The sequence below is a fragment of the Chryseobacterium vaccae genome, from assembly GCF_009602705.1.
GTDB classification, from domain to species: domain Bacteria; phylum Bacteroidota; class Bacteroidia; order Flavobacteriales; family Weeksellaceae; genus Chryseobacterium; species Chryseobacterium vaccae.
Genome location: NZ_VSWH01000001.1, coordinates 338,409 through 364,038, shown reverse-complemented (window position 1 = coordinate 364,038; position 25,630 = coordinate 338,409). Strand labels below are relative to the sequence as shown.

Below are 25,630 nucleotides of genomic sequence, written 5' to 3'. Positions count from 1 at the left end.
GGTATCATAAAGCTCATGAATCACCATACTGATTCAATATTGCTTTTAACATAATTAGGAAGCATTAAGCTACCTTGGTACGAAATAATCATACTGTCTTAGAGATCGTGACCTTAGCCGAGTTCACCATGATCATAAGCCTGTTGATAAATAACGGAAATCGATTCCGGACCGTTCTATGGAAGAACGGAAAAAAGATGTATAACCCTTAAAAAGTGATTAATGATGAGAGACTTTTTTGAAATGATTTTTAAGAGAAATGAAGATGCTGCAAAAATGCACATCTGGAGCCTTGTGCTTCTTTTGAGCTTTGCTGTTTTTTCGGTACTGGTATACGCTACCAACCCAAGTTTTAACAGCTTAATTGTTTATCTGACCGCATTTGCGGCTTACTTAGGCTTTGGATTGATATTCATCAGCTCCTTAGCCGGAAAAATAAATTATTCATCAAGAATGAACAAAGGCAGAAATCTGTAACTTTAATTCTTATTTTACTGAAAAAACCCCGTTCAAGCTTATTGAACGGGGTTTTTATTTTATTATTTATCGGTTAGAATGAATCAGGTGCAGAGCAGAATTAATTTTTTAATTGATCACAAAGACAGACAAAGATGTATAAGATGCTGTATTTTTAAAGGATAAACAAAGCCGCTTCGTTTATTTCCGAACCTCTATCTTTCCTTCTCATCCCTTCAGGTATTCCTTCTTCTCCAATTTCATTTCCATCACTTTTCCTTCTCTTTTTATTTTCAGATCAATTACATTCTGCCCTTTTTCCGCCTTGTTGAGGAAATAATAGCAGGCGCTTTCCTTATTAAGGTTATCAAGATTCACATCATTGATACTGATGATAGAATCACCAACTCTCAATGGAAAATTCTCTTCCTGATATACCAGAGCAACCGTTGGCTTAGCATCAATGAAGCGATATCCGAACCCAAAAGACTCCAGCCTGATCGTTTCATTTTTAATGCGTTTCATGTAGATTTTATTTCCGGACCAGTCGAGAATGAAAACAAAATTTTTGAAAAAGTCATTTCCGATTAAGTTTGAACCTCCGGTATTGGCAATTTCATTGGCAAAACTTCTATTTCCCAATGCGAGTTCCGGTAGTCTGAAAATATAGCCAGGTGCTGGCTTTCCTGCTCCATAAGCTCCTACAGAATTGGTTCCGTAAACTTCCACACTTTGTCCTGCTTTTTTCGGATCATAGCTGTTCTCTCCTACTTTAAGCCTTCCTGAAAAACCAGTATCAAAGGTCAGTTCTGTTTTTTTATCTAAAATTTTAGTTTTAATAATTGGTGTTTTCTGGGTTTTCGGATCGAAGGGAATCACAATATCATACCCGGTCAGATCAAACTGTGAAAGATTTTCTGCTGCTTCCAGTGAATTTCCCTCATAATTAACCTTCCAGGCAAGCTTGGCCATTTGGTTGGCTCCCAAAATACCATCCATTTTAAAACAGCTTAATTCTGAGGCCCCGAAATCCATGACAATAGCTCCTACATTTTTAAAAACAGCTTTATCTACAATCATTTCCGGCAGAATAGTAAAGATCTGTTCCTGTTTATTTTTCTGGGAATCCTTTACTTTACTGGAATGCTTTTTTTCCAGACCCAATTCTTCATAAATAGCAGAAGAGATCACAGTGGGTGCACCGGTATCAAACAAAAAGTTGTATGGTTTTCCATTGATCATCACCTGTACAAAAGGAAGATCGTATGCGAATTTCATATTGATTTTCTCTATCGGAGCCTGCAGCTTTACTTCTCCGCTTTCAAAGAATTTCTTTCCTTGAGCGGAAAATGTAATGGTAGAAAACGTCAGGAGCGTATAGAGGATTTTTTTCATGTGTAGATTTTGTACACGAAAGTAATGTTTTTTCATCAATAAATTTTACCTTCCCAAAACAAAAAAGCCATCCTTCCGGACGGCTTTTATATGATAAAGTGTGCAATTATTTCACTTTTACAAGCTCAACATCGAAGATTAACCATGCGTTTGGCGGGATAACTCCTCCTGCTCCTCTTTCTCCGTAACCCATTGCAGGCGGAATCAGTAAAGTAGCAGTTTCACCTTCTTTAAGCAACAGAATTCCTTCGTCCCATCCTTTGATTACTCTTCCCATTCCGATTGGAATTTCGATAGGCTCGTTTCTCTTGAATGAAGAATCAAATTCAGTACCGTCTACTAATTTACCAGCATAGTGTACAGATACGTTATCTCCTGCCTTTGGAGCTTTACCGTCTGCCGTTTTTGTGATTTTATAGTAAAGACCAGATTCCGTTTTCTGCATACCTGCTTTCAGGTTTTCTACCATTTTCTCCTGGTTGGCCTTGAATTCTTCTTCTTTTTTCTTTTTTTCTGCTTCTTCTTTAGCAATAAAAGCTTTGTTGTTTTCAGCAATTTTCGCTTTTCCTTCGTTGAACGTTTTTGCTGCATCGTAGTTTTTGTACTCGTCACCTTTGCTGAATACAGAAACTTTTTCTAATACAATGTCAGTTTTAGGTTTATCCTGAGCGCCTTTTTCCACGTTGGCAATAGCATCAATCACATCATCTCCTTTCACCACTTTTCCGAAGATCGTATGTCTTCCGTCTAACCAAGGAGTAGCCACTTCAGTGATGAAGAACTGAGAGCCATTGGTATTAGGACCTGAATTAGCCATAGAAAGGATTCCTTTTCCTGTATGTTTAAGGTCATTCTTTTCGTCCTCAAATTTATATCCAGGGTCTCCCATTCCTGTTCCCTGAGGGTCACCTCCCTGAATCATAAAATCTTTGATTACTCTGTGGAAGATTGTTCCGTCATAATAAGGAACTCCTTTAGCCTTAGCTTTGTTGTCAATTTTCCCTTCTGCAAGCCCGATAAAGTTGGCTACAGTAACTGGTGCCTTTTTGTCTTCAAACTTCACGATCAGATTTCCTTTAGAAGTCTGAAGATTTGCATAAAGTCCGTTATTAAGACCTTCGAAAGTTTCTTTGTCTACGTTCATTTTTTTATAAATTGGGGTACAACTCATCAGCGAAATACTTGCCGCTGCCAGAATTATATTCTTGTTAAACAATTTCATTATTTATAGCGCTTTTAATTTTATGATTAAGGGTATATCGTTATCTATTTTCTTTTCATCTCCAAAGGTTCCGTAAGCCAGTGAAGATGGTACCAAAAGCGTTACTTCCTCCCCATCACGCATAAAACGCAAAGCATTCTCTACCGCTTTCAGTTCATCAAAATGCCCGAATCTGGCTTCTTTTCTCACAAAAGGTTCATCATAGATCTTCGTCTGATCAAAGTCATAAAGATCATAAGAATAAGAAATAAAAGTCTCATCGGCTCTTTTTTCTCTCTGATCAAAACCTTCTACTGTTACCCAGTAATTAAGCTGTGTAGGAAAATATTTCACAGACTGACCACTGATCCAGTCCTGGATCTGTCCCCTTTCAATGGTATTCAGGTTCTTCATCCTGTTCTTGGAAACATCAAGGTCTTTCTGGCTTAAAACACCTCCTACAGGAGGGTGAGCCGTCTGCGCATTCCTGTTACAGCTTAACAGACTTACTGCTGATATGAAGAGTAATTTTTTCATAAACTTTTGCGAAAATACACATTTCGGGAATCAATTACAAAACTTGAAGGAGAAATGTACAAAGTAAATGAGTCAAATAAAAAAAGCCAGGAATTTCCCGGCTTCTGTATGTTTATTCAATTAAAATTAAACAGTTTCAAGAGCGTGGTCTACCATCACTCTCCATCCGAATGGATCTTCAGATAGGTTGTTCTGTAAGTCTACCAGGTCTTTTTTAAGAATAGCAGCATAACTTTCTTCATCAGATAATTTAGGAAGTTCCAGTTTCACACCTTCATATCCTAAAGCCTGAAATACCGTAGTTACTACAGCAGTACCTACTCCCCAAACTTCTTTCAAAGTACCATTTTTCTGAGCTTCGATTACTGTTTTTACAGCTACAGGCTCAATTTTCACTTCAATACCTCTTTTCTTAGCCAATTGAATGAAACTGTCTCTTGTAACCCCGTCAAGAATCTTCTCAGAAGTTGGCGGTGTATAGATTGTATCATTAATTCTTACGAATACATTCATTGTTCCACTCTCTTCGAAATATTCGTGGGTAGCATCATCAGTCCAGATAATCTGCTCATATCCTTCTTCAATAGCCAGCTGTGTTGGATAGAAAGAAGCAGCATAGTTACCTGCAGCTTTAGCAGAACCTACCCCTCCGTTGGCCGCTCTTGAGTAGTGGTCAGAGATTTTTACAGAAACAGGTTCCGCATAATAACTCTTCGCTGGAGTTGCTACGATGGCAAACATATATTTATTAGCTACTCTTGCTTTCAAAGCTTCTTCTGTAGCGAAGATCAAAGGTCTGATATATAGAGACATTCCTTCACCTTGTGGGATCCAGTCTCTGTCGATATCTACTAATGCTTTTAATCCGTCTAAAAACATTTCTTCAGTTACTTCAGGCATAGCAAGACGTTTCGCTGACTTGTTGATACGTTCAAAATTCTTTTCAGGCCTGAAAAGGAAAACCTGCCCGTCTTTGTCTTTGTAGGCTTTCATACCCTCAAAACAAGCTTGTCCATAGTTTACTCCCATCATGGCAGGTGTAAATGGTATCGGACCGTAAGGAACTAATTTTACATCACCCCATTTTCCATTTTCATACTCACATATAATCATATGATCAATAAAAGTACTTCCAAATGAAAAATCGTTAGGATTGAATGTAGAAATTCTGGAGTTTTCAGTTTTTTGAATTATCATTTTATAAAATTTTTACGATGTTCTACAAATTTAATATAATTTTCTAAATATAAAAATTTTAGAGTAAATTTGACCAAAAAATAGCTTGAAAAGAGAGATTAAGACCACAAACGACGGAAGCAAAACATTGTTTATCAATGATTTAAATGAAAACTACCATTCTCATCACGGAGCCCTTCAGGAAGCAGAACACGTGTTTATCAAAAATGGATTAAATTTAATAAATGATTGTGAAATTAATATTTTAGAACTCGGTTTTGGAACAGGTTTGAATGTTTTAGTGACAATTAATGAATATTTAAAAACTGACAAAAATCATGTCATCAACTATTTTTCACTTGAAAAATACCCCATAAATGAATCCGAAGTTAATGATTTAGCTTATTTTGAACTTTTTGATAACCCAGAGTTCAAAAATATTTATCAGAAAATTCATCTGGCAGAGTGGGAAAAGTCAGTAGAAATCATTAGTGGTTTTAACTTAAAAAAGATAGAATGTGATTTCTTCGATCTGAAAAACATAGATCTGCCCAAAATCAACCTTGTTTACTTTGACTGTTTCGGAGCAAGAGTGCAGCCAGACCTTTGGGAAAAACCCCTGTTTGAAATGGTTTCCGACAAAATGGCCGTTAACGGACTATTAACAACCTACTCTTCTAAAGGAAGCGTTAGAAGAATTCTTCAGGAGCTTAATTTTAATGTAGAGAAAAAACAAGGACCTCCCGGGAAGAGAGAGATGATTAATGCTGTGAAACTCTAAATAACCTGAGGAGTTCGGGTTAAGGAGTTAAAATGTAAAAGGTTGGAAGATGGAAGAAGGAGGCTGGAAGTTACTTTTAGTTATACGTATTGAAAGCTACCAGAAAATCAAATTAAATAAAAACAGATCAATATTTGTTCTTAGTGACTTTCAAAACTTCCCTCTTCCATCATCCAGCTTCAAACCTGCATCCATCAGATATTCTTATCCCGAATTGAGGTTAAATAAGATGAAAAGGTAAAAGATCAGAAAATAAATATATGATTGGCTTTGCCCGTTCTCGTCTTTGTCTTTTCCACATATTTCCTTACATTAGCTATACAAAACATTATATATGATTGACAAGATCAATATTAGGGTATATGCCTGTGCTGTAAAAGATAAAAAAGTACTGACTTTATTTGAAGAGTATGCCGGTGAACCTTTAATGAAATTTCCGGGCGGCGGACTGGAGTTTGGCGAAGGAGTGCTTGAATGTCTTCACCGTGAGTTTGATGAAGAATTAAATGTGAAGATAGAAGTTGTTGAGCATTTTTATACGCAGGAAGATTTCCTGGTGTCGCGTTTCAGAGACAACGAACAGCTTCTTACCATGTATTATATAGTGAATATTACCACCGAAGAAGATTTCCTGATCCTGGATCCCTGCATTGAAAGAACGGAATGGATTGATATTGATCAGCCGGATAATCCTTTTCAACTGCCGATAGATAAAATTGTATTCGATAAATTAAAAGAAAAATTCCTGTAAATGTTTACAGGAATTTTTATTATTTTTTGGTTTTAAAATCGCTGGCTCCCGGATAGGGCTGCAAATAGCCGGAATTCCAGTTGGACTGAAGCAGGGATTCTACAAACTCATCCGTTCTGTTTTTATGCGGATTATACTGGTCTTTCAGATCAATATCTGCCATCTTTCCTTTTACATTCCACCAGAAGGCACTCCATCCACCTCTAAGCTCTTTAATGATCTCATATACGTTTTTACCTGTTGCTCTGTTCATCAGCTTGGCAAATACCTGCCCTTCTGTTGTAGTAAGGTCCCGCAATTGTTTTTCATACTGATCGGCAAGCATACTCTGTCTTTCTCTTACAAACTTTCTTTTAGCCTTGCTGTCCATATCATTCATATCAGCCTGTATATCTCTGTACTGCTGCAGAGCAGTTATAAAAAGAGGATATACTCTGTACAGCTTTTTATTAAGGAAATAATAATAATTTTTATCCAATTGGTTATTGAATCTCGGCTTATTGACCAAAACCAATTCATCCAGCTCTACAACAGGTTCACCATTCACTTCAAATATCTTTACCTTCTGCTTTTCGTCATAGTAATATTTATTACCAAACTCATCTACTTTTAAGGATTCAGGTGGGTACTGATTGAGTGGTTTCGCAATGATAGAATCCTTCTGACCAAAAACACTGATCCCAAAAAAGAAGATAAAAAGGCAGATAATCTTGCTAAAATTCATTATTTTTACACTTATAATAACAAAAATTAAACGCAAAAATCATTCCTTTTTATGAAATTTGAAAAGAAATCTTTGAAATTTTTAGAAAAATACTTAAACACCTCATCTCCAACTGGATACGAACATAAAGGCCAGGAAGTCTGGATGGATTACATTAAACCTTATGTAGACAAAATTGAAGTAGATCATTACGGGACCTGCTATGGGATCATTAATCCTGAGGCTGAGTTTAAAGTCGTTATTGAAGCTCATGCGGATGAAATCTCATGGTATGTAAATTATATTACGGATGACGGGCTTATTTATGTGATCCGAAACGGAGGATCTGACCAGACGATCGCACCTTCGAAAGTAGTTCACATTCATGGTGAAAAAGGAATCGTGAAAGGGGTATTCGGATGGCCTGCAATCCACACCAGAACCAACCAGAACGAACCAGCTCCAAAAATTGAAAATATTTTCATCGACTGCGGTGCTGTTACGAAGAAAGAAGTCGAAGACATGGGAATCTATGTAGGTTGCATGATCACTTATCCGGATGAATTCTTTGAAATGAACGACCGTTATTTTGTGTGCAGAGCGCTCGATAACAGAATCGGAGGCTTTATGATTGCTGAAGTGGCACGACTTTTAAAGGAAAACAAAAAAACGATTCCTTTCGGACTGTATATTACCAATTCCGTACAGGAAGAAGTTGGCCTGTATGGTGCTGATATGATTGCTGATACCATTAAACCTAATATTGCTATCGTAACCGATGTTACCCACGATACCACAACACCTATGATTGAGAAGAAGAAAGAAGGCGATCAAAAATGTGGTGACGGACCTGTAGTTTTCTTTGCACCGAGCATTCATCACACGATCAGAGAGTTGATTATTGATACCGCAAAAAGCAAAAAGATTCCTTATCAGAGAGCAGCAGCGAGCAGAAGTACCGGAACTGATACTGATGCATTCGCCCATTCCAACGGCGGAGTACCAAGTGCATTAATTTCCTTACCTTTGCGCTATATGCATACAACGGTAGAAATGGTATCTAAAGAAGATGTGGGCAATGTGATCAAACTGATCTACGAAACGCTTCTTAAGATCAATCCGGAGATGAAGCTGAAGTATCATTAAAATGAAAAGTATCTTTTATCAAATAATCCGAAAACCAACTTTAATACCCTTTTAAGTACTCTTTTTTTATTTATGTGGTATTTTTAATAGTATATAAGTGGTTTGATCCTCCAAAAACAGATTCAGGATACAAAATGCTTCAGGAAATGTTATTAATTTTCAGCATCATGCCTTTAGGATTATTTATGATTGATCGATTATTGGTTATTAAAATTAATAATATCAAGTTAACAATTATGGAAACAATGGTATTGGGAAGCTTTTTCCTGTATTATTTTTTAGTTGTTAATCCATTTTAAAAACTGGAAATCTAAGTAAAAGTATAAAAAGTAAAAATGAAAACGAAGCTTATTGCTCCTTCCCTTTTATCCGCAGACTTCGGGAATCTGCAAAGAGACATTGAAATGCTGAACAGATCTCAGGCCGACTGGTTCCACGTTGACGTTATGGACGGCAGATTTGTTCCTAATATTTCATTCGGTTTTCCTGTTATGAAGACCATTCAGCAGCACGCTAAAAAATTTGTTGATGTTCATCTGATGATTGTAGAACCGGAAAAGTATGTGGATGAATTTATTGACCATGGTGCTGATCTTGTTTCTGTACATTATGAAGCATGTACCCATCTTCACAGAACGATTCATCATATTCAGAGCAGAGGGGCAAAAGCAGGAGTTGTTCTGAATCCTTCCACTCCAGTGCTGATGCTTGAAGACATTATTGCAGATGTGGATCTTGTTCTTTTAATGAGTGTAAACCCAGGATTTGGAGGCCAGAAATTCATTGAAAATACATACAAGAAAATTGCGGAAACAAAAGATCTTATTTTAAGCAATAACTCCACAGCTCTTATTGAGATTGATGGCGGCGTGAATCTGGATAATGCTTCCAAGCTTTTCGAAGCGGGAGCCGATGTTCTGGTAGCCGGAAATGCTGTATTTTCTACAGAAAGCCCGGAAAGAACCATTGAACTTTTAAAGATCTAAAAAAAATCTGAATAAAAAACAGAAAAGGCAGTTCATTGAGCTGCCTTTTCCTTTGAAAAAATATGGTTATTAGTCTACCTGTTGAAAATTAAAGCTTAAATCACCTCCGTTATAATCCAGTGAAGTAGTCGTTGGGAATGCCTGTGCCGTACCACTCGTCCATTTATACTCCCAAAATTTGATATTTCCGGCAGTGATGGGATACGCAGCATTGCTATTATCCGGCTTTGATCTCTTATACCAGTCATTGGAATTCATTGTGATCACGTATTTTTTATCTTTTTCCAACGCCAATTCTGAAATACTTTTCGTAATCAAAGTATTAGAAGCTGTCACATTGATTGTTTCTGTTCTTAGTACTGTTTTAGTGGTATAATCCCAGAATGTTACTCTTAGATTCGGATTAACATCAGGAAGTTTAATAGTTATTGCGCTGATTTTCCCTTTTACATTGGCCGAGAAGGCAAGCCCAAATTCATAATCGCCAGAGTTTATAAAATTCGTTGTTGTTGTAAAACCTGTCATTTCATGATATTTATCCAAAGGGTTTTCTACTGCATAGGTTATTGGCTGGGGAATAGGCTCATCGTCATCTTTGCTGCAGCTTGTTATGGAGAATGCTGCTGTAAGAGCTAATAGGGCGTAAAACTTTTTTAGAGACAACCATCTCGTACCGAAAAAATTTTCTAAATGTTTCATTGGTTTTAATTTTAATTATGATTAGGACAAAGGTCACTATAAACCAATGATTGCTTTACAGGAAAAACACCGTTTATGGCAGGTTATTACACTCTATTTAAAGCAGAATAAAAACAGAAGACCGAAAAAAGACAGCCCATCCGGACTGCCTTTCTTCTCTGTGGAATATGAAATTCGTTGGTTATCAGTATTTACGCTTTAAACTTTTAATACTTAAATCTATTACTGTTGTTGATGTAAATTTCAACATAAAAACACATACCACGCATCCGTAGAAATACGTAATTAATCAGTTGCGTATTTCTACTGAATTCATTTTAAATCTCTTTATTCCAGATACAGGCACAGACTGCCAGAACGATACTTATGACAGAGAAAACTGTTCTGATATTGTTCAAAAAGTTCCATCTGTTTTCAAAAGTTTTGCGCATCAGTTTCACTGCTTCGGCAGATGATCCGGCAATATCAAACTTACCCAGTAGATCATTCAGGGGAACGTTTCCGGCAACAGTTACTCCGAATACACCAATCAGGTAGGCCACAGACGCCAGCAGAAGAAAGATAAAAGCAGGCTGCTGTCCGCGAAAAAGAAAAGCAGTCACTGGAAGCAGTATTGCTGTTCCGATAAAACTCACAAAAAATACAGGATTAAGAATTTCCCGGTTAATACTCTGCATGGCTCTCAGATATTCTGAATCCGAGAGTTTTCCCAATCCCAGAACTACAGAACAGGAATACGCATAGAAAAGCCCTGCAATTAAAGCCGTAAGTACAGTTGCAGTTATTAAAAATACGGTTGTCATTTTCATTTATTTTTGATTAACGGTGTACAAAGAATTAGTATGGGTTCCACTTTTTGATGATACTTCGGGCAGTTTCTATCATTTCGGGATCCCATTTCTGCACGTTGAAATAACTAAAGTCTTCATTTTTAAAAAACGCAATATCCCCGTTTTCGTGGAGTAATCTTGTCAGTTTTGTCTGTTCATGATACAGTAACTGATCCTCCAATGGTTCCGGAGAAATATATTCTTTTCTATTCCACACAGTCTTCTTTCTGGCTGGAAACAAGCAACCTTCAATTATTTTTTTAGTTTTAACAAAGTCATTGAAAAAAGACTCTTTTTCTATATTTGTACTTATAGTATGTCCCAGCCTTTCAATAATGACATATTCAAGATTTGGACACCTGGAAAGCACTTCAGGTAATACAGCCAATACCTCTTCAGGAATTGCATCATCATGAGTATCCCTTCTGATTGGCTTTTTTCCGTATACACTTTCCTGCCAGCTTCCTCCGGAAAGATGAATTTCCTTTACTTTTTCAAGCGGATACATGGTAACGATATCCAGAATATCAATCTCAAAATTACAGGACTGACAGTAAATGTTATGAAGATCCAAAATCAGGAAGCCATCTACTTCTTCAATCAGTTTTTCAAGGAATATTCCTTGCTCCCTGACATCATCTGCTGAAAACGAAAAAGCAAGATTTTCCACACCCACAGGAATTTCTACGACAGCCTGTAAACGTGCCAGCCTGTCTTTTCCAATCTGTAGTATTTTGGGATGTAACGGAACCGGCAGGGGAACGCCTTGATGATAGTTTTCGGTATTCATAAAACCGAAATGTTCCGTAATATGATTGTATTTTCTTCTTTGGATTTCCTGCTTTAGTTTTTCAAGCCAGACCTCCTGCCGTTCTGTCCATCGGGCATCAAAAAGCGAATAATATACCCCATGTCCCAACAGACGGTTATTTTCGGCATAAAAATCCAAAAGACCGCTGAGCCATTCCGGCTCATGCATTTGTTCAACCGTATCAAAGGACCATTCCAGCACAGCCACCGACTGATCCTGCAACAGTGGAAGTATTGCGGAAACAAAATCTGCTTCCGGCATCATCGACAGTCCCAAGAGAGGTTTTTTCATAAATTATCCCATTCCGCAGGCCGGGCAGTATCCTCCTCTTTTAAGAAGAGTATCTTTCTTTACAATTACTTTAGGTTCGGCAGCTTTTACCGGTTTTGGTGCTTCTGCTTTTTTAATTTTCTTAACTGGCTTGTTTATTTTTTTCACTGGTTTTGTTGTCTGTGCAGATACCCCCACAGCTAATAAACCCGCCATTACTATCATTGGAATTTTCATATTCTTTTTTTTAAAGAAACTTACAAGAAGTATTCCATTTATCATCTCGTTAAAAATACGATATTTTATTATTCAGTATTTCAGCTTTTCATATTTAAATTCAATACTTCTATTAATGAATATAACATTTACTTTCTTTATCCGAAAAAATTAGCTTTTCTTTATTTATTTTAGCATAAAAAAGAGAAATGAAAAAGAGGATAACAGGAGTTGTTTTTTTAGGATTGATGCTATCAGCATGCCATTTCAATGCTCAGTCTGAATCAGATGGTCTAAAAAAAATGGAATGGTTCAGAAATGCCAAACTTGGTATTTTTATCCATTGGGGTATTTATTCAGTTGATGGTATCTCCGAGTCCTGGTCTTTTTTTAATAATTATATCAATCATGAAAATTATATGAAACAGCTTAACGGCTTTTCAGCCTCGGGTTACAAGCCGGAGGAATGGGTTCGCATGATCCAGGAATCAGGAGCAAAATATGCCGTTATTACCTCCAAACATCATGATGGTATTTCTTTATGGAATTCTAAAGCTGAGAAGGCTATCACGATTCCTCATCAGTCTGCAGCCAAAAAAGACGTCTTAACTCCTTTTGTTGCCGCGTTAAAAAAATCAGGACTCAAAACCGGGATCTATTTTTCTCTTCCAGACTGGAGCCATCCATATTATGACGTCAATACCCGTACAAAAAAGCGTTATGATATCAAAAACGACCCTAAAAGATGGGATAAGTTTGTTTCTTATTACCAAACTCAGCTGAATGAACTGTCACAACAGTACAAGCCTGATTTATTATGGTTTGACGGCGATTGGGAGCACTCTTCCGGAGAATGGAAAGCTCCGCAGACCTTAGCCCTTTTAAAGAAGTATAATTCTGATATTATTATTAATTCAAGGCTCAACAATCATGGTGATTATGAAACTCCGGAACAGGGAATTCCCGTTGCAGCTCCCCAAAGCTCTTATTGGGAGCTTTGCTATACGATGAATGATTCATGGGGATACCAGCCGTTCGACAGTCATTATAAAACACCTAATATGATTGTCCGAACCTTAGCAGACGTGATCAGCATGGGAGGTAATCTCCTTCTGGATATCGGGCCGAAATCTGATGGAACCATTCCTGAAGAACAAACCGAAATTTTAAAAAATCTCGGAAGATGGACTACAAAAAATAAAGACGCTATATACGGCACCAGGCAAGGCATTCCTTTTGAGCATTATAAAGGAAAATCTGCATTTTCTGAAGATGAAAAATCTATATTTCTTTATCTGGAAGAGGCTAAAGATTTTGTAAAAATGTATGGCCTGGCCAGTAAACCATCGGTTATAAAAGTCGTAGGGGATAAAAATTCTCAGGTAAATTTCCACTTTACTAACGATACAACGATGATGATTGATCTGTCTAAGGTAAAATTTGATCAGGACGTGACAACGGTTCAGCTTATTTTTAGTGAAAAGCCTACTCTTCTTAATCATTTTGAAAAGGACACTTTCTCTGTTAAGGATATTCTGGAAAACAAAGATGCCAAAACTGCGGTGTATGATCTTGCCAATCTTATTCATAATGGCAGCAATATTATGGATCATTCAGGGCTGACCAATGACGGACTCGAAATGACTCTTCCCAAAACTCCCAAAACCAATCCTGAAACTCTGAAATGGATCAGTAAACATGCAGAAGCGCTTTTTGAAACCGGAAAAGGGCTTCCTGGCGGACATTACTCAGGGATGAGTGCTCTTTCAAAAGACAGACAGACCATTTATCTGTTTGTAGAAGGAACGCCTACCGGTCCTGTTGCCTTAAAAGGAATCAAAAATAATATTGCCAGAATCAGGATAGCCGGTGAAGGCAGTATTCTGGATCATAAAATATACAATAAGCTGTACTGGAGTGAAACACCAGGGATCATTTATATTGATATTCCGAAAGAAAGGTTTGACAAAAGTATGACTGTTCTTGCCATCCTGCTTGATAAACCCGTTGACCTGCATAGGGAGAAGGTGGAAGCTATTGAAAACAACCTGTAAAGTATAAAAACAGAATTAGCATAAGCTTGATTTTTTTTATTATACTTTTTCTTGAAATTGAAGTAGTCAAAAAAAATATACAAAATTCAAGACTGGAATTATCCGCTAAAAATTGAGATTGATTCCTAAATATCTCAAGCGCAGACATTATGGCATAAAAAAACCGGAGAAGTTTCTCCGGTTTCTATTTTATAAAAGAATTTTCTTAGAAAATTTCTCTTCCTGAAAAATGGAACTGAGCTTCGATCAACGCATTTTCGTTAGAATCTGAACCATGAACTGCATTTTCTCCGATGCTTCTTGCAAACATTTTTCTGATTGTTCCTTCTGCAGCTTCTGCAGGATTAGTAGATCCGATTAATATTCTGAAATCTTCAACAGCGTTATCTTTTTCAAGAACAGCTGCAACGATTGGACCAGAGCTCATGAATTCTACAAGCTCACCATAAAATGGTCTTTCAGCATGTACTTCATAGAATTTTTTAGCGTCAGCTACAGTAAGCTGAGTTAATTTTAAAGCTTTAATTTTGAAACCTCCTTCTGCAATCTTCCCTAATATAGCACCGATATGTCCGTCTGCTACTGCATCAGGCTTAATCATAGTGAATGTAATGTTAGACATAAATGTATATTTTTTTAATGGCGCAAAATTACAAAAAATATCTTTGATTTTTATTTTAATTTTTTTTTAACATAAAAATAACTTTTATTAAGAAATGGAGTTATCAACTTTGGCACAGTAATTGTTAATTCTATTATGATTCTCATGTTTAATTTGAGTTTTCATGGTTATTAGTTTTTACCCAGCTTCGGCTGGGTTTTTTATTTGTAAAAATTCAAGTAATTTTTTACGAATATGATAAAATTTTAAACCGTAAAAAATCATATTATTAGCGTATTCCTTCTATTTCAAAGAATGAAATAAATATTTTTTTTAAAAAAAATTCAAAAAAATATTTTCATTAAAAACCGACATTCCGAAAATTGATCTTACCTGTCATAATTTATGACATGAAAAAGTAGAGTTATTTTAATAGCTCAGATATTTTTGTAGATTTAAAAACAAAGATTTTTCAGCAGATTTTTATTTTTATTCTCGTAGATCCAGCAGATTTTTTGCCTGTTTTACATATTTGTTACTAGACTTTATCAGAACCCGGGATGATTTTTATTGTTTAGGCGGACTAAAGTCTACCTCTATTGAATAAATTAGGCAAATTACATTAACCGGTTTTTAGAAGAGATTTTTGTTGGTGTTTTTAAGATCTCACAGATTCTTGTATTTTTTTCTCCCGATGATTTCGCGGATTAGACAGATTCATTTTCAGCATCAATAAAAATCGCAGATTTTTTTAGGCTTATGTGAACTTTTATACACAAAGCTTTTAAACTTAAAAATAGCTTTTGTATTAATCTTTTGTGTCTGTTGTGGTTAAATATTCCCCACAGATAACTCAGATTACACAGATTTTTAATTGCACCTTACTTATATATACTGCATGAAAAATACTTTTGCGGCTTTGCGTTTGCTAACGATAACAAAAAACATTTATCCAGATGATCGGTATTATTTTTGGGAAGCCTCCTCAGCCTCATCCATCAATTTTATATAAGTAGAATAGCGGGAATGTTGGATTTCTCCGGTTTCGAGAGAAGCTAAAACAGCACATTTAGGTTCATTAATGTGCAGGCAGTTATGAAACTTACACTCTTCCCTTTTTTTGAAAATTTCCGGGAAGTAATGCTGAACTTCTTCTTTTTCAATGTCAATCATCGCAAATTCACGTACACCGGGGGTATCGATAACGTTTCCTCCAAAATGCCAGAAGTGCATCTGGGCAAAAGTTGTGGTGTGTTTTCCTTTAAGCTGAGAGTCTGAAATTTCAGATGTCTTTAAATTCAACCCGGGCTGAAGTGCATTCACCAATGTAGATTTTCCACAGCCGGAATGCCCGAAAAATACGGAGGTTTTATCTTTAAGAAGATCCTGAAGTAATTCAAGGTTCAATTTGGAATAGGAAGAAATTTCTAAAGTCTCATAGCCAATTTCCTGATACAAAAATTCAATGTCCTTCACTAATTCAATTTCATCTTCATTTAAAACGTCAATTTTATTGAACAGAATTAATGGGGTAATGTTATATGCTTCGCAGCATGCCAGAAAACGATCGAGGAATCCTAATGAGGTTTCCGGATGTTTTAATGTAAAAATAAAACAGGCTAAATCTATATTGGATGCAATGATGTGAGCCTCTTTTGAAAGGTTTACGGATTTCCTGATCAGATAATTTCTTCTCGGTTCTATTTTAGTAATCCATGCAATATCATCTTTCTCCAGCTGAAATTCTACAAAATCTCCTACAGCAAGCGGGTTGGTGAGTCTTGTTTTGATCAGTTTGAATTTTCCCCTGATCCTGGCTTCGAAAATTTTTTCTGTTTCAAGCTCCAGAACCTGGTACCAGCTGCCTGTTGATTTAATGATTTTTCCTTTCATAGATAATACTGGATGCAAATATAAGAAATTAGGGCTTAAGGCACAGATCCGGGGATATGAAAACATTTCTTTTTCACCACTTTCCTGACTCTTAAGCCCTAAAGACTATACTGTGTGATCTGTCAATTATGCTCTGTCGATCATGATATTATTCTGTACTTCAATAGATTCCTCATGAATGGCTTTAAATACCTTCTCAATAAATTCCTGAGACATCCCTGTTTCTTTAGCTTTCTGAGTAGCGTATTCCGTGATCACCTTCCATCTTTCCGGCTGGAAGATCGCGATATCATTTTCTTTTTTAAGCTTACCTATTTTCTCGGAAATCTTCATTCTTTGGGAAAGAAGCTCAATCAGTTGAAAATCAAGATCAGAAATTAAAGTTCTGTGTCTTCCCATTTCATTATCAAAACCGGCAAGTCCTGAATTTCTTACTTTCAGGTTTCCGATAAGTTCCGCCAGTACTTCAGGAGTAATCTGCTGTGACGCATCACTCCAGGCTTCATCCGGGTTGCAGTGGGTCTCAATAATAGCCCCCTGGTATCCTACGTTAAGTGCTTCCTGTGTAATATCGGCAAGTCCTGTTCTGTTTCCGCAGATATGGGACGGATCGATCAGCATCGGAATGTTGGGAAACTGACTTTTGAAATCTAATGCAATCTGCCAGTTCGGGTTGTTTCTGTATTTTGTTTTCTGGTACGTTGAAAACCCTCTGTGAATTACGCCTAGGTTTTTAATATCCTGTCCGAGAAGTCTTTCTAACGCACCAATCCATAGGGCCAGATCCGGGTTTACCGGGTTTTTAACGAATACAGGTTTGTCTGTTCCTCTTAAAGCCATTGCAATTTCCTGAACCGTAAATGGATTTACAGTTGAACGTGCCCCAATCCAAAGAACGTCTACATCTGCTTCCAAAGCTGCAAATACGTGGTGGGCATTGGCCACCTCTGTAGCCGTTTTGAAACCGTATTCCTCTTTCACTTTTTTCAGCCAGTTAAGACCAATAACTCCTACTCCCTCGAAACCGTTTGGTTTGGTACGCGGCTTCCAGATTCCTGCACGGAATATAGGTACCTGGGCATTGGTTTCTCTTATTCTTTTAGCCGTTTCAAGCATCTGGGCTTCACTTTCCGCACTGCATGGCCCAGCAATCATCAATGGCTGTGAGAGCCCGTTGATCCACTCGTTTTTTACATCTTTTAAATTCATATTTTTAAATTTATTGTTTTATATTTTTTTTAAACTTACATCAATAGTCCTTTCATTATAAAATTTACTTTATAATTCTTTTCAAAAAATGCCGTTCAAAATTTTTAAAGGAATCAGGAAAACAAAAGGACTTTAATTTACCTGTATTTTTTGGAAAGAAATTCAGTTAGCAATACCAATAAAATCGGTAATACGTTCTGAAATTTCTACAATAGAAAGCAGAAAAGCTAAAATAACCGCTGAAAAACTGATCAGCGGGTGTAAAAGAAGACAGAGATAAGTTGAATATTTTTTCCACTTTTGTTCTGAAAATGTCTTGTTTTAGCCTTTTCGGATTATATTTGCTTTTGTCAAAAAGTTATTTTTCACAAAAATATTTGACAAATATATAAAAATTATGTCAAATCAAACCTCATTAAATCATCAAGATCTTTTAAAAGTGGATTTTTTTCGATGAATTTTTCAAATATTTTTCTTTTAGTAACCACTTCTACTTTCAGATTTTCGAAGTCTCTCTGATAATCTATTTCAATAGCGTGGTTGTGTACCTTTGTTTTGAAATGGTTGAAAAATTCCCCGCTGATCTTATCAAATTCAGCTTTTGCAGAATCTGAAGGGTATAAAACCCGAATCTGATTTTCACCAGACTTCACCAATTTGAAGGCTTTCACCGCATTGAAGGCGAAACTGTCTTTGGCCTGGAGCTGTTTCAGCATAAGGTTCCATGCCATCTGCAGATCTGTATCTGTAAAATGGTTTTGGGGAAGATTGTCAGTTTTTACGACTACTGTTGCTTCAGTGGTTGTTTCATCTTCTCTATTCAGAAATGAATTGATACTGAAACCAGAAGCTGTTCCTTGTCTTGATAAAGGTTTCGTTGTTTTTACTGCTGTTTCCTGAACAGCATCGGTCTGAACGGCTGGTTGTGGTTTTTCTTCTCGTTTCTCATGAGCTTTTTCGGGAGTTTTTATTTCCAGTTTCTCATGAAGAAACGGAGCCAGTATCAGGAATTTTTTTTTTTAGTATCGCCTGAACCAGCGGTCAGAGAAGCCAGCTGCATCAGTGCAATTTCAACTGTAAGTCTAGGGTTTTTGGAATTTTTATAATTAATATCCGCATGGTTGCAGATCTCAACACCGTCTATCAGCTGTTGGGCATTCCATTTCTGGCTTTGCTCAACAAATTTAGCCTTCGTCCTCTCTCCCACTTCAATCAACTCGATGGTGGAAGCGTTCTGAGCCATCATAAGGTCCCTGAAATGGTTGCCTAAGCCGGCTATAAAAATATGAGGATCAAAACCTCTTTTTACAATTTCATTAAATGCAAAAAGGACTTCCGGGATTTTATTTTCTTTGGCGAGGTCTACTATATTTAAATACTGATCGTAATCCAGAATATTAAGAACCTCGGCTGCTTTGGCCAGGGTAATATTCTTTTGGGAAAAGGTTGAGAGCCTATCGAAAATGGAAAGTGCATCCCTTAAAGCACCATCTGCTTTCTGGGCTATCAGATATAAAGCATCATCTTCATACTGAATGCTTTCTTTCTGAGCAATATTTCTTAAATGGCCCTGGATATCCTCTATAGTGATTCTTTTGAAATCATAGATCTGGCAGCGGGACAAAATGGTAGGAATTATTTTATGCTTTTCTGTGGTAGCCAAAATAAAAATAGCATGTGCCGGCGGTTCTTCCAGTGTTTTAAGGAAAGCATTGAAGGCTGCAGAAGACAGCATGTGCACCTCATCTATGATATAAACTTTGTACTGTCCTACCTGAGGGGCAAAACGTACCTGGTCTATCAGTTCCCTGATATCATCCACGGAGTTGTTGGATGCCGCGTCCAGTTCATAAATGTTGTAAGCAAAGCCGTCTTCTGAAACGGAGCCGTCCTTTTCATTGATTTTTCTTGCCAGAATTCTGGCGCAAGTAGTTTTACCTACACCACGAGGTCCGCAGAAAAGCAGAGCCTGAGCCAGCTGATTTTCTTCAATTGCATGTTCTAAAGTATCCGTAATATGGGATTGCCCTACCACAGTATCAAACTGCTGCGGGCGGTATTTTCTTGCAGATACGATAAAATTTTCCATTGGCCAAAAGTAAGAAATATAGTTTTAATTTGAAAATTTAAAGTTTTCAAATTATCAACAAAAAATTAATTTTGGTCAAATAAGAAAACTTTTAATCATCATTATTTCTGGTAAGATAAATCAATCACTTCAACAATAGCCTCTTCAATAGCTTTTCTTCCTTCTTCACTTTTCAGATCAATGCCACAGAATTTGCTTGCATTGTACCCTGTATACAGGTTCAGATAATAGGCTCCGGAAACAAGCAATGCCATAATAGCTCTTGTTCTGAGCGCTTTATCACCAAAATAAGGATCAATAATATTTTCAAACAGAATTTCTCCGGCTTCTTCGCGTTGTTCTACCAGTTTTCTAAGGATAGGCTTACTTTCTGAAAGTTCCCAAAGAATGATTTTCTGTAGTTCTTTGTTTTTCTTAAGACTTTCAAATTGAGCAAGTACAGCTTTTTTAGTCAGTTCTTTTCCTCCGTCGGAAAGATCCACATCTACGTTTTCCGGATTTACTTTACTCCAGTAATCCTGTGATCTGATATATTCATCGATAAGCTTATCTGTACTTCCAAAATACTCATAGATGAGTTTTTTATCAAATCCTGCTACGGCAGCGATTTTACTAACTTTTAATCCTGAGTATCCTTTTACTCTCAAGATTTTACCAACTGCTGCAAGCAGTTTCTGTTTGGTTTTCTCCTTATCCCTGATGGGACCTTGCACTACTTTTCTAGGCATAATTTATTATTTTTTTGCTATATGCAATTTTTTGTTGATATCTTCAAATACATTTAAAGTTCTATCAAGGTGTTCTTTTTCGTGTCTTGCCGTCACGCTCATTCTGATACGTGCATCTTTTCTTGACACGGCAGGATATATAATAGGATTGGTGTAAATCCCGTTTTCCATAAGCAGTCGTCCTACATCTCCTGTTATGTGCGGATCTCCGATTTTTACAGGGACCACTGCCGAGCAGGTAATTCCTGTATCTAATCCCAGATCATCCAGTCCTTTTTTGAAATAATTAATATTATTCCAAAGTTTTTCTCTCCATTCCGGTTCTTCATCGATCAATTCAATAGCTTTGATCACTCCTGCTGAAGAAGGTGTTGCGGTTGCTGAAAATATCTGCTGGCGTGACTGGAATTTAAGGAAAGTTACAATTTTTTTATTTGCAACCACATATCCTCCCAGATTTCCGAAAGTTTTACTTAAAGTTCCTGTCATAATGTCCACTTTATCTAACATATCTGTCAGTTCAAGTGTCCCTCTTCCGGTTTTTCCCAAGACTCCTATCCCATGAACATCATCTACCATTAGAAAGGCATTATATTTTTTCACAAGATCATAAATTTCTCTGACATGTGCAATATCACCATCCTGGGAATAGACACCATCGATTACGACAAGCTTTGTACGGTACTGATCTTTTGATGTCTTCAAAATGTGTTCCAAATGTTCCAGATTATTATGCTGAAATGTCTTTTTATTGGTAAATGCACATCCTTCATGTACGCTGGCATGTACTGCCATATCTAAAATAGCAAGATCTTCTCCTTTCATAAGACATTGCAACATGGCACTATTTGCTGTATACCCTGTTGTAAATACTACTGCTTCATCCGCTTCTCTTCCAAAAAATTCAGCAATTTTCTTTTCTAATCTGTAATGATAATCAAAATAGCCACCGATAAGAGGAGTTGCTCCTGTACCTGTCCCATATTCTTCAATTCCTTCAATGGCAGCCTTCTTTACTTTCGGATGTTGTGTAAACCCTAAATAATCACTGGAAACAAAACTTACATACTGCTTGTTCTGATCTGCAATACTTACATTTAATGTAGCATTGGTTCCTGTGGTATTTCTAAGCCTGTAGTGCATACGACCGTTGGATTTCATATAATCCAGGAAATCACTGAAGGCTTCTGCTCTTTGAAGAATATTAAAGTCAGGAATATTCTCAAAATCTTTAAAAGTTGCTGTAGTAAAATCGATACTCATCCTTAATGTTGTTTATATTATGTATTAGTTGTTTGAATAAACAAATATATGATTAATAAAGCTTGTTAAAATTTAACATTTACATTAAATTTATAAACATTTTAAAAAAAAACCGCTTAATATCTGATAATCAAATAATTTTATTTTTATTAAATAATTCACTTTATGCTTTAATGGTTTGGATAGCTTTTTAAGAAACCTAAATTAACAAAAAAAAGACAACCATAAAACACTATTAATAGAGAAATAACAAAAAAGATGATTATCAATTACAATCACCTCATTTATAAAATATTATTTTTGTCTTTTTTTCTCTACAAGATGAAAAAACCTAAAAAACCCTGTCTATCTGCTTATTTTAATCATCCTTAAAGAGGGTTATCCAATACTATTTTCAACTGAATTTTTATTTATTTTTCTAAAGTCTCCAGGGGTGATGCCTGTCATTTTTTTAAAGAACTTGGAAAAATTAGACGGATCATAGGTAAGAATTCTCGCAATCTCGGCAATAGATTTGTCAGAACCGGCAAGCATAGTTTTGGCTGTATCAATAATCTTTTCATCATAAAAGTAGCAAGGATGCCTTCCTTTTTCTTTTTTTATGGTATCGGTAAGATGGGTATGGGAAACAGCGAGCTGTCCTGCAATTTCATTGAGTTCCATAAATTCAGGAGTAACGCCATTCATAACCTCAAGGATATGCTTATCCAGAAAAGCAAAATACTGGCTTGTGATTTCTTCACTTCTTTTCATTTTTGTCATCTTTATATTTTTAGACAATTCCTCTATGAAATTAAAGATAAGAATAAAAAAGAACATGGTGAACTTTTCGGAAACCAAAGAAAATCATTCATTTACAAACAATTATCACAAGGTTTTTTTTCATGAACTTTTATTACAAAAAGGGGAATATCTTCCGTTTGAATTCTGTATATGGTATATTTTTAAATGCTCCAGAATTTCAGGCTTTATCAGCTCTTCAATTGATGTTTTAAAAATCTCTTCTATTCATTGAAAATGAGAAAAGCTTAAACACATTTTTACCTTATTCAAGAAACTACATCTCTTTCTTACGAAAAATTTATCTCATTTACTCTCTTTTCGGGGAGATAAAACTCATATCAAAATTAGCCATACCATGGCAGTTAATATGTATATTTTTATTAATTTTACGTGTTTAACTAAAACTCCTTAATCAAAAACACAAAAAATAGAAATATTTATGAGAAAAAATGCGTTCAGTAATTCCCACACTTAAAAAACTTTGGCTTGTAAAATGACTATTATTAACAGATTTCTGTACTGATCATACGGAAAAACATAGATCATTTATGTATTTGAGAGCCCGGACATTGTTTTTTGTAATATTATTTTCAAATATTTACAAACAGCGTCATACTTCTACACGGTATATTACAGACAACGAATTTTTGCTGAACATGGCGAAGTTTTTTGTCCGGAACAGGTATGGTTTTATCCGGATAGCTCTTAAGAATGTCGCAAAAAATATTTTAACCAACATAACTAGTCTTAAACCCTCTAAAACCAGGCAAAAAATTGCCATAATAACCACCTCTACGGAAATGTCTGAAGAGCCAGCTGCAGGAAGGATCAAAATTTCAAAGAATATGGGATGCTATCAATTTGATTTTAAAAGTTGGAAATCCATTCCTAATCAAGTAACACTTCCATTAGTTTCAACTCCGGATATCTCTAAAAGGAACTCTATTGAAATAACTCTTATTAAAGCTAATATTATATGAATGAAAGAATTTTAATCGCTGATGATCATTATGTAGTAAGAGCCGGAACTGCTTTGGTACTGGAGTCTGCGTATCCCAAGCTTGACATTGATTTTGCAGAAAATTATGAACAGGTCAAGGAACAATTGGCCGTACGTCATTATGATTTGCTTCTGCTGGACATTGATATGCCCGGAACCCAGTACAAAAGGATGATCACTGAGCTTAAGGATATACAGAAAAGTCTTAAAATTCTTGTATTTTCCGGATATGATAAAGATGTTGCCATTCAGTACATCAGAGAAGGTGCTGAAGGTTATCTCAGTAAGCAAAGCAGCGAAGAAGAGATCCGGGAAGCCGTAAGGTCAGTCATAGAAAAAGGGTATCATTATCCTGCAGAGCTGATCGGCCTGATCATTCAGAATAAAAAAAGTAATCCTGTAGAGAAGCTGTCATCCCGTGAACATGAAATTTTCAAACTGCTGGCAGACGGATACGGAAATCTTGAAATTTCCAATAAACTAGACATTCAGATGTCTACGGTAAGTACCTATAAAAAAAGGATTTTCAAAAAGCTGAATATTTCTAATATTGCTGAACTGATCAAAGTTCATGAAATGATGCACTAATCCAGCGATGATATCATCAGCAACTGTATGGCCAGCCTCTTTCACTTGGCCATACAGCGACATTTATAATAATTGTTTCTGCCAATAGCTCTTATTGAATACTCCATTTTTTTAATTAAAAAAATATCAGCAACTTTACAGAATTCATATTTCATCATAAAAACCCGGTATTTTTATAACTCAAAAGATCATGAATTCATCTGAAAAAGCAGAAAAAGGCAGTGCCCGTTTCCGGTATATAAAACTTTGTATTTTCTTTTCGGGACTTTCTGTATTTGCCCAGCTTTATCTTTTTCAGCCGATGCTTCCAATGGTTGCAGAATATTTTAAAACCACCGCCGGCGACAGTTCTCTTCTTGTTTCTTCCTCTACAATTGGGATGGCTGTAGGTTTGCTCTTTTTTGCTTTTAAAGCAGACTCTTATTCAAGAAAGAACCTGATGGTCTTTTCCCTGATCTCCTCTGCCCTGCTTACTATTATTTCTGCCTGGATTCCCGATCTGAGTTTTCTTATTGCCGCAGGATTTCTGAAAGGTTTTGTTGTGTCCGGAGTTTCTTCCGTTGCATTGGCCTATCTTACGGAAGAAGTTCATGCATCTGTGGTAGCTCTTGCCATTAGTATGTACCTCAGTGGAAATACAATCGGAGGTATGAGCGGAAGAATACTGGCAACTATTTTAGCGGGAGAATTCGGATGGCGGAATGCTGTACTGATCATAGGAATAGAAAGTTTACTTCTTGGATTGGTGTTTTGGAAGCTATTTCCTGATTCCAGATTTTTCAATCCTCAAAAAATGGATTATTCTCTAAAGGTAAAACAGATGAAACGGTTTCTTACAGATCCGTATATGCTGCGTTTGTACTGTATTGCTGCTTTGTTGATGGGTGCTTTTGTCAGTGTATACAATTACCTGAGCTTTAGATTAGAAGGCAGTCCGTTTTACCTTAATCATTTTGTGATTGCATTTATATTTTTAATGTATATTTTCGGGGTTTTCGGAACGATGATCACCAGCAGACTTTCAAAACGACTGGATTCTTCTCTTATTTTGAATGGTTCTATTCTATGCATGCTTGCAGGGGCGATACTGCTTTTCTCTGAGAATATTTATATTATTATTTTCGGTCTGGGGCTATTTACGCTCGCTTTCTTTGCTGCTCATACGATGGCCAGCCAGATGACAGCTCTGCGGGCAAAACGCGGAAAATCTTCTGCAACGTCTATTTACTGGCTTTTTTATTACTTCGGCTCCAGCATTCTGGGAAGCGGAACGGGATATCTTCTCCATTCTTTCTCCTGGAATTTTTTCATAGGGGTAATTATTTTTGCTGCAGCTGTTTCATTTCTATTCGCATCTGACAACAAGTATTTGAGAGCAAAATAACAGATACCACATAGCTACCACATTTCATTTTTTCCGGAATGACCATCTTTTACGAGCAGGAAGACTTATTTTAATAAATA

The 25,630-nt window shown here is 36.4% G+C and carries 27 protein-coding genes; 10 read left to right on the top strand and 17 right to left on the bottom strand.

Annotation, left to right across the window (positions count from 1 at the left end):
* Positions 1–222 precede the first annotated feature (222 nt).
* Complete coding sequence (locus FW768_RS01610) at positions 223–477, top strand: hypothetical protein (protein WP_153391787.1); 255 nt, start codon at positions 223–225, stop codon at positions 475–477.
* Between the two features lie 207 nt (positions 478–684).
* On the opposite strand, the gene FW768_RS01605 is transcribed toward FW768_RS01610, so the two are convergent.
* The 4 genes from FW768_RS01605 to FW768_RS01590 form a co-directional block, all read right to left on the bottom strand.
* The gene (locus tag FW768_RS01605) at positions 685–1,851 is read right to left on the bottom strand and encodes a retropepsin-like aspartic protease (protein ID WP_185151919.1); all 1,167 of its coding nucleotides are present in this window, start codon (positions 1,849–1,851) and stop codon (positions 685–687) included.
* 106 nt (positions 1,852–1,957) lie between these two features.
* Positions 1,958–2,995: a peptidylprolyl isomerase gene (locus FW768_RS01600; protein ID WP_231128786.1), complete on the bottom strand. Its 1,038-nt coding sequence runs from the start codon at positions 2,993–2,995 to the stop codon at positions 1,958–1,960.
* Between the two features lie 81 nt (positions 2,996–3,076).
* Entirely contained in the window at positions 3,077–3,589 is a 513-nt protein-coding gene (locus FW768_RS01595; protein WP_153391783.1) for an FKBP-type peptidyl-prolyl cis-trans isomerase, read from the bottom strand.
* A gap of 126 nt (positions 3,590–3,715) precedes the next feature.
* Complete coding sequence (locus tag FW768_RS01590) at positions 3,716–4,786, bottom strand: branched-chain amino acid aminotransferase (RefSeq protein ID WP_153391781.1); 1,071 nt, start codon at positions 4,784–4,786, stop codon at positions 3,716–3,718.
* An 85-nt stretch (positions 4,787–4,871) separates the two neighbouring features.
* Between FW768_RS01590 and mnmD the strand changes: the two genes are divergently transcribed.
* Both mnmD and FW768_RS01580 read left to right on the top strand, forming a co-directional pair.
* A complete protein-coding gene (mnmD, locus tag FW768_RS01585; RefSeq protein WP_153391779.1) occupies positions 4,872–5,546 on the top strand; it encodes a tRNA (5-methylaminomethyl-2-thiouridine)(34)-methyltransferase MnmD in 675 nt (224 codons plus the stop codon).
* Positions 5,547–5,880: 334 nt separating this feature from the next.
* The gene (locus FW768_RS01580) at positions 5,881–6,297 is read left to right on the top strand and encodes an NUDIX domain-containing protein (protein WP_153391777.1); all 417 of its coding nucleotides are present in this window, start codon (positions 5,881–5,883) and stop codon (positions 6,295–6,297) included.
* A 19-nt stretch (positions 6,298–6,316) separates the two neighbouring features.
* Here FW768_RS01580 and FW768_RS01575 read toward each other — a convergent pair whose 3' ends face one another.
* The gene (locus tag FW768_RS01575) at positions 6,317–7,021 is read right to left on the bottom strand and encodes a DUF4294 domain-containing protein (protein ID WP_153391775.1); all 705 of its coding nucleotides are present in this window, start codon (positions 7,019–7,021) and stop codon (positions 6,317–6,319) included.
* Positions 7,022–7,072: 51 nt separating this feature from the next.
* Here FW768_RS01575 and chrP point away from each other — a divergent pair, with 51 nt between their 5' ends.
* Together chrP and rpe are read left to right on the top strand one after the other, a co-directional pair.
* Positions 7,073–8,146: a chryseobasin maturation metalloprotease ChrP gene (chrP, locus tag FW768_RS01570; RefSeq protein ID WP_153391773.1), complete on the top strand. Its 1,074-nt coding sequence runs from the start codon at positions 7,073–7,075 to the stop codon at positions 8,144–8,146.
* A gap of 335 nt (positions 8,147–8,481) precedes the next feature.
* Positions 8,482–9,132 (top strand): ribulose-phosphate 3-epimerase, encoded by a 651-nt coding sequence (rpe, locus tag FW768_RS01565; RefSeq protein ID WP_153391771.1) that lies wholly within the window; start codon positions 8,482–8,484, stop codon positions 9,130–9,132.
* Between the two features lie 69 nt (positions 9,133–9,201).
* Here the strand turns inward: rpe and FW768_RS01560 are convergent, their stop codons facing one another.
* Positions 9,202–9,831, bottom strand: coding sequence for a DUF4082 domain-containing protein (locus tag FW768_RS01560; protein ID WP_153391769.1), 630 nt, complete (start codon positions 9,829–9,831; stop codon positions 9,202–9,204).
* Between the two features lie 46 nt (positions 9,832–9,877).
* Between FW768_RS01560 and FW768_RS01555 the strand changes: the two genes are divergently transcribed.
* Positions 9,878–10,033 carry a hypothetical protein gene (locus FW768_RS01555; protein ID WP_153391767.1) on the top strand — a complete coding sequence of 52 codons (156 nt, stop codon included), beginning with the start codon at positions 9,878–9,880 and terminating at the stop codon, positions 10,031–10,033.
* Positions 10,034–10,148: 115 nt separating this feature from the next.
* Here FW768_RS01555 and chrI read toward each other — a convergent pair whose 3' ends face one another.
* Genes chrI through chrA form a run of 3 tightly spaced genes read right to left on the bottom strand, consistent with a single transcriptional unit; the run spans position 10,149 to position 11,979 of the window.
* Positions 10,149–10,634, bottom strand: coding sequence for a chryseobasin maturation helper ChrI (gene chrI / locus FW768_RS01550; RefSeq protein ID WP_231128608.1), 486 nt, complete (start codon positions 10,632–10,634; stop codon positions 10,149–10,151).
* Positions 10,635–10,668: 34 nt separating this feature from the next.
* Entirely contained in the window at positions 10,669–11,763 is a 1,095-nt protein-coding gene (chrH, locus tag FW768_RS01545; RefSeq protein WP_153391763.1) for an MNIO family chryseobactin maturase, read from the bottom strand.
* A 3-nt stretch (positions 11,764–11,766) separates the two neighbouring features.
* Entirely contained in the window at positions 11,767–11,979 is a 213-nt protein-coding gene (gene chrA / locus FW768_RS01540) for an MNIO class RiPP chryseobasin precursor ChrA (RefSeq protein WP_153391761.1), read from the bottom strand.
* A gap of 188 nt (positions 11,980–12,167) precedes the next feature.
* Here chrA and FW768_RS01535 point away from each other — a divergent pair, with 188 nt between their 5' ends.
* Positions 12,168–14,012: an alpha-L-fucosidase gene (locus tag FW768_RS01535; RefSeq protein WP_153391759.1), complete on the top strand. Its 1,845-nt coding sequence runs from the start codon at positions 12,168–12,170 to the stop codon at positions 14,010–14,012.
* A 205-nt stretch (positions 14,013–14,217) separates the two neighbouring features.
* Here FW768_RS01535 and FW768_RS01530 read toward each other — a convergent pair whose 3' ends face one another.
* From FW768_RS01530 to FW768_RS01495, 8 genes are all read right to left on the bottom strand, one after another.
* On the bottom strand, positions 14,218–14,634 hold the full coding sequence (locus FW768_RS01530) for a nucleoside-diphosphate kinase (protein WP_153391757.1): 417 nt from the start codon (positions 14,632–14,634) through the stop codon (positions 14,218–14,220).
* Positions 14,635–15,579: 945 nt separating this feature from the next.
* The gene (rsgA, locus tag FW768_RS01525) at positions 15,580–16,506 is read right to left on the bottom strand and encodes a ribosome small subunit-dependent GTPase A (protein WP_153391756.1); all 927 of its coding nucleotides are present in this window, start codon (positions 16,504–16,506) and stop codon (positions 15,580–15,582) included.
* Between the two features lie 126 nt (positions 16,507–16,632).
* The gene (locus tag FW768_RS01520) at positions 16,633–17,715 is read right to left on the bottom strand and encodes a chorismate mutase (RefSeq protein ID WP_153391754.1); all 1,083 of its coding nucleotides are present in this window, start codon (positions 17,713–17,715) and stop codon (positions 16,633–16,635) included.
* A 395-nt stretch (positions 17,716–18,110) separates the two neighbouring features.
* Positions 18,111–18,446, bottom strand: coding sequence for a hypothetical protein (locus FW768_RS01515; protein WP_153391752.1), 336 nt, complete (start codon positions 18,444–18,446; stop codon positions 18,111–18,113).
* A gap of 272 nt (positions 18,447–18,718) precedes the next feature.
* On the bottom strand, positions 18,719–19,804 hold the full coding sequence (dnaX, locus tag FW768_RS01510) for a DNA polymerase III subunit gamma/tau (protein WP_153391750.1): 1,086 nt from the start codon (positions 19,802–19,804) through the stop codon (positions 18,719–18,721).
* A gap of 101 nt (positions 19,805–19,905) precedes the next feature.
* Positions 19,906–20,532 (bottom strand): TetR/AcrR family transcriptional regulator, encoded by a 627-nt coding sequence (locus FW768_RS01505; RefSeq protein ID WP_153391748.1) that lies wholly within the window; start codon positions 20,530–20,532, stop codon positions 19,906–19,908.
* Positions 20,533–20,538: 6 nt separating this feature from the next.
* Positions 20,539–21,795 carry an aminotransferase class I/II-fold pyridoxal phosphate-dependent enzyme gene (locus tag FW768_RS01500; RefSeq protein WP_153391746.1) on the bottom strand — a complete coding sequence of 419 codons (1,257 nt, stop codon included), beginning with the start codon at positions 21,793–21,795 and terminating at the stop codon, positions 20,539–20,541.
* A gap of 378 nt (positions 21,796–22,173) precedes the next feature.
* On the bottom strand, positions 22,174–22,557 hold the full coding sequence (locus FW768_RS01495; RefSeq protein ID WP_153391744.1) for a helix-turn-helix domain-containing protein: 384 nt from the start codon (positions 22,555–22,557) through the stop codon (positions 22,174–22,176).
* Positions 22,558–23,234: 677 nt separating this feature from the next.
* Between FW768_RS01495 and FW768_RS01490 the strand changes: the two genes are divergently transcribed.
* From FW768_RS01490 to FW768_RS01480, 3 genes are all read left to right on the top strand, one after another.
* Positions 23,235–23,558: a hypothetical protein gene (locus tag FW768_RS01490; RefSeq protein ID WP_153391742.1), complete on the top strand. Its 324-nt coding sequence runs from the start codon at positions 23,235–23,237 to the stop codon at positions 23,556–23,558.
* Positions 23,555–24,166 (top strand): response regulator transcription factor, encoded by a 612-nt coding sequence (locus FW768_RS01485; RefSeq protein ID WP_153391741.1) that lies wholly within the window; start codon positions 23,555–23,557, stop codon positions 24,164–24,166. Before FW768_RS01490 ends, FW768_RS01485 begins: the two co-directional genes overlap by 4 nt.
* Positions 24,167–24,356: 190 nt before the next feature.
* Entirely contained in the window at positions 24,357–25,550 is a 1,194-nt protein-coding gene (locus FW768_RS01480) for an MFS transporter (RefSeq protein WP_153391739.1), read from the top strand.
* The last annotated feature ends 80 nt before the right edge of the window (positions 25,551–25,630 follow it).

Bases quoted from the DNA above. Each gene is read 5' to 3' on its own strand.
- FW768_RS01610 (WP_153391787.1), top strand. From the start codon at position 223: ATGATGAGAGACTTTTTTGAAATGATTTTTAAGAGAAATGAAGATGCT.
- FW768_RS01605 (WP_185151919.1), bottom strand. From the start codon at position 1,851: ATGAAAAAAATCCTCTATACGCTCCTGACGTTTTCTACCATTACATTT.
- FW768_RS01600 (WP_231128786.1), bottom strand. From the start codon at position 2,995: ATGAACGTAGACAAAGAAACTTTCGAAGGTCTTAATAACGGACTTTAT.
- FW768_RS01595 (WP_153391783.1), bottom strand. From the start codon at position 3,589: ATGAAAAAATTACTCTTCATATCAGCAGTAAGTCTGTTAAGCTGTAAC.
- FW768_RS01590 (WP_153391781.1), bottom strand. From the start codon at position 4,786: ATGATAATTCAAAAAACTGAAAACTCCAGAATTTCTACATTCAATCCT.
- FW768_RS01580 (WP_153391777.1), top strand. From the start codon at position 5,881: ATGATTGACAAGATCAATATTAGGGTATATGCCTGTGCTGTAAAAGAT.
- FW768_RS01575 (WP_153391775.1), bottom strand. From the start codon at position 7,021: ATGAATTTTAGCAAGATTATCTGCCTTTTTATCTTCTTTTTTGGGATC.
- chrP (WP_153391773.1), top strand. From the start codon at position 7,073: ATGAAATTTGAAAAGAAATCTTTGAAATTTTTAGAAAAATACTTAAAC.
- rpe (WP_153391771.1), top strand. From the start codon at position 8,482: ATGAAAACGAAGCTTATTGCTCCTTCCCTTTTATCCGCAGACTTCGGG.
- FW768_RS01560 (WP_153391769.1), bottom strand. From the start codon at position 9,831: ATGAAACATTTAGAAAATTTTTTCGGTACGAGATGGTTGTCTCTAAAA.
- FW768_RS01555 (WP_153391767.1), top strand. From the start codon at position 9,878: ATGATTGCTTTACAGGAAAAACACCGTTTATGGCAGGTTATTACACTC.
- chrI (WP_231128608.1), bottom strand. From the start codon at position 10,634: ATGACAACCGTATTTTTAATAACTGCAACTGTACTTACGGCTTTAATT.
- chrH (WP_153391763.1), bottom strand. From the start codon at position 11,763: ATGAAAAAACCTCTCTTGGGACTGTCGATGATGCCGGAAGCAGATTTT.
- chrA (WP_153391761.1), bottom strand. From the start codon at position 11,979: ATGAAAATTCCAATGATAGTAATGGCGGGTTTATTAGCTGTGGGGGTA.
- FW768_RS01535 (WP_153391759.1), top strand. From the start codon at position 12,168: ATGAAAAAGAGGATAACAGGAGTTGTTTTTTTAGGATTGATGCTATCA.
- FW768_RS01530 (WP_153391757.1), bottom strand. From the start codon at position 14,634: ATGTCTAACATTACATTCACTATGATTAAGCCTGATGCAGTAGCAGAC.
- rsgA (WP_153391756.1), bottom strand. From the start codon at position 16,506: ATGAAAGGAAAAATCATTAAATCAACAGGCAGCTGGTACCAGGTTCTG.
- FW768_RS01520 (WP_153391754.1), bottom strand. From the start codon at position 17,715: ATGAATTTAAAAGATGTAAAAAACGAGTGGATCAACGGGCTCTCACAG.
- FW768_RS01515 (WP_153391752.1), bottom strand. From the start codon at position 18,446: ATGGCATGGAACCTTATGCTGAAACAGCTCCAGGCCAAAGACAGTTTC.
- dnaX (WP_153391750.1), bottom strand. From the start codon at position 19,804: ATGGAAAATTTTATCGTATCTGCAAGAAAATACCGCCCGCAGCAGTTT.
- FW768_RS01505 (WP_153391748.1), bottom strand. From the start codon at position 20,532: ATGCCTAGAAAAGTAGTGCAAGGTCCCATCAGGGATAAGGAGAAAACC.
- FW768_RS01500 (WP_153391746.1), bottom strand. From the start codon at position 21,795: ATGAGTATCGATTTTACTACAGCAACTTTTAAAGATTTTGAGAATATT.
- FW768_RS01495 (WP_153391744.1), bottom strand. From the start codon at position 22,557: ATGACAAAAATGAAAAGAAGTGAAGAAATCACAAGCCAGTATTTTGCT.
- FW768_RS01490 (WP_153391742.1), top strand. From the start codon at position 23,235: ATGGCGAAGTTTTTTGTCCGGAACAGGTATGGTTTTATCCGGATAGCT.
- FW768_RS01485 (WP_153391741.1), top strand. From the start codon at position 23,555: ATGAATGAAAGAATTTTAATCGCTGATGATCATTATGTAGTAAGAGCC.
- FW768_RS01480 (WP_153391739.1), top strand. From the start codon at position 24,357: ATGAATTCATCTGAAAAAGCAGAAAAAGGCAGTGCCCGTTTCCGGTAT.